General features: G+C 68.2%; 2 protein-coding genes. Both read left to right on the forward strand.

What is annotated here, in order from left to right; translation table 11 throughout:
• The first annotated feature begins 149 nt into the window (after positions 1 to 149).
• On the forward strand, positions 150 to 1,082 hold the full coding sequence (locus ABGA94_RS10555; RefSeq protein WP_111128921.1) for an MBL fold metallo-hydrolase: 933 nt from the start codon (positions 150 to 152) through the stop codon (positions 1,080 to 1,082).
• A gap of 105 nt (positions 1,083 to 1,187) precedes the next feature.
• Positions 1,188 to 2,840 (forward strand): M28 family peptidase, encoded by a 1,653-nt coding sequence (locus ABGA94_RS10560; protein WP_197598868.1) that lies wholly within the window; start codon positions 1,188 to 1,190, stop codon positions 2,838 to 2,840.
• Positions 2,841 to 2,901: the final 61 nt, after the last annotated feature.

Raw genomic sequence — 2,901 nt, forward strand, 5'->3', positions numbered from 1 at the left:
TGCCGGCCGCTGGCCGGCACATGCATTCTCCCGGCTGTCCCGAGGTTGCCGGCCAGCGGCCGGCACTACCCGACCAAAGCCGCATCGAACCCGGACCGCCTGCGCGCCTACCATGGGCGTCTGTTTCCGAGACTGCCAGGTGCGTGCCGATGACCGCCGATCCCAGCATCCACACCATCGATACCGGCTTCCAGCGCCCGGACTTCGACGCGGCCTACCTGATCGTTGAAAACGGCCGCGCGGCCTTCGTCGACTGCGGCACCGGCCTGTCTGTGCCGGCGATGCTGCAGGCGCTGGTGGACGCTGGCCTGGGCGTGGATGCCGTGGACTGGCTGCTGCTCACGCACGTGCACCTGGACCACGCCGGCGGCGCCGGACTGCTGATGCAGCAGCTGCCCAACGCAAAGGCGGTGCTGCATCCGCGCGGTGCGCCGCACATGATCGACCCGACCCGGCTGATTGCGGGTGCGACGGCGGTGTACGGCGCCGAGGAGATCGCGCGCAGCTACGGCCGCATCGAGCCGATTCCCGAACACCGCGTGGTGGTGGCCGAAGACGGCCACCGCATCGATCTCGCTGGCCGCGAACTGGTGCTGCTGCACACGCCGGGCCACGCACTGCACCATTATTGCGTGTGGGATGCGCGCAGCCGCAGCTGGTTCACTGGCGATACGTTCGGCATCTCCTACCGCGAGCTGGACAGCGCGCAGGGCGCTTTCATCTTCCCGACTTCCTCGCCGGTGCAGTTCGACCCAGAGGCGATGAAGGCCTCGATCCGACGCATGCTGGGCTACGCCCCGCAGGCGATGTACCTGACCCACTATGGGCGCGTGCAGCAGGTGGAAAAACTGGCTGCGGACCTGTTCGAGCAGATCGATGCGATGGCCGCGATCGGCCGCCAGTGCGATGGCCGCCCGGACCGCCACCGCTGCCTGCTGGCGGCACTGCAGGCGCTGTACCTGGAACGGGCGCAGCAGCATGGTTGTGCGCTGGACGATGCGGCGGTGATTGCCGTGCTGGCGATGGACATCGAACTCAACGCACAGGGCCTGGCCTGCTGGCTGGATCGCATCAGCAGGTAGATCCACGCGATGCGTGGATGACGTGGGCCCAAGCCGCGCCGTGGTGTCACGACCACGTTACACTCTGGTGACTTCCAAGCTAGCCGTGGTACTGCCGTGAATCCGATGCGCGTGTTGCTGCTGTCGTCCTGCCTGTTCGTCGGTGGCCTGGCCCATGCGGCCAACGACCTGCCGGGTGGCGGCATCGATCCGCAGGCACTGTCGCGGCATGTGCGTGTGCTGGCGTCGGATGAGTTCGAGGGCCGCGCACCGGCGACCGAGGGCGAAGAGCGCACGGTGCAGTACCTGATCGAGCAGTTCCGCAGCTATGGCCTGCAGCCGGGCGGCGTGGACGGCAGCTGGGTGCAGCCAGTGCCGCTGGTGCGCGCGCAGCTGGAGGGTGAGGCCAAGGCCAGCCTGTCGCTGAAGCAGGGCAAGCGTGCGCTGGCCAATGGCGTGGACGTGACCCTGCAGAGCCTGCAGCCGCGCAAGCGCGTGCAGATCAAGGATGCACCGTTGGTGTTCGTCGGCTACGGCATCGACGCACCGGAACGCCACTGGAACGACTACAAGGACGTGGACCTGCACGGCAAGATCGCCGTGGTGCTGATCAACGACGCCGACTTCGAGGCCGACGCGCCGGGCGCGTTCGATGGCAAGGCGGTGACCTACTACGGCCGGTGGACCTACAAGTTCGAGGAAGCCGCACGCCGGGGTGCCGAAGGCGTGCTGATCGTGCACGAGACCGCGCCGGCCGCGTATGGCTGGGCCACGGTAAAGAGCTCGGGCACTTCGCCGCTGTTCGACATCGAGCGCGGCCACGCCGAAGCGATGGCGCAGCACACCCCGCTGCGTGGCTGGATGCAGCGCGAGCTGGCCGAGGCGATCTTCGCCGACGCCGGCCTCGACTTCGATGCGGAGAAGCGCAAGGCGATGCGTGCCGACTTCCGCCCGGTGGCACTGGACAACGCGAAACTGAGCGTGGATTTCGCGCTCAAGCGCGAGCAGGTGGTGACCCGCAACGTGGTCGCCAAGCTGCCCGGTGGTGAACATGCTGACGAGGCCGTGATCTTCTCCGCGCACTGGGATGCGTTCGGCATCGGTCAGCCCGACGCCAAGGGGGACCGCATCCGCCGCGGTGCGATCGACAACGCCACCGGCGTGGCCACGGTGCTGGAGCTGGGTCGGGTGTTCGCAGCCGGCCCGCAGCCACAGCGCACGCTGTACTTCGTGGCGCTGACCGCTGAAGAGAAGGGCCTGCTGGGGGCCAGCTACTATGCTGCGCACCCGCTGGCGCCGCTGGACAAGACCGCTGCGGTGCTGAACATCGAGATGTTCAGCCCGGATGGCCCGACCCGCGACATTGCCTCATGGGGCAAGGGCCGGGTGTCGTTGGAAGGCGATCTGGAGCGCGTGGCCAAGGCCCGTGGCCGCAGCTACAGTCCGGACCCGAACCTGGAAGCCGGCTTCTTCTACCGTGCCGATCACTTTGCCTTCGCCCGCCTGGGCGTGCCGGCGATCACCATCGGCCCGGGCCTGGACAAGCTGGACGGTGGCGTTGAAGCCGGCCGCGCGCTGCGCGAAAAGTACTTCGCCGACTGCTACCACCAGGCCTGTGATGCCTGGACGCCGAGCTGGGACCCGAGCGGCCACGCTGCCGACACGCTGCTGGTCTACGACCTGGGTGCCGAGCTGGCCAACAGCCGCCGCTGGCCGACGTGGGAAAAGGAATCGGAGTTCCGCGGCGCGCGCGACAAGAGCGAAGCGGCCCGCCGCTGAGGTAGTGCCGGCCGCTGGCCGGCAACTCCCTGCTCTTTCCGGAGGTTCATGAGGTTGCCGG

The sequence above is a fragment of the Stenotrophomonas sp. 3diitr2024 genome (genome assembly GCF_042136455.1).
In the GTDB taxonomy this organism is placed as follows: domain Bacteria; phylum Pseudomonadota; class Gammaproteobacteria; order Xanthomonadales; family Xanthomonadaceae; genus Stenotrophomonas; species Stenotrophomonas sepilia.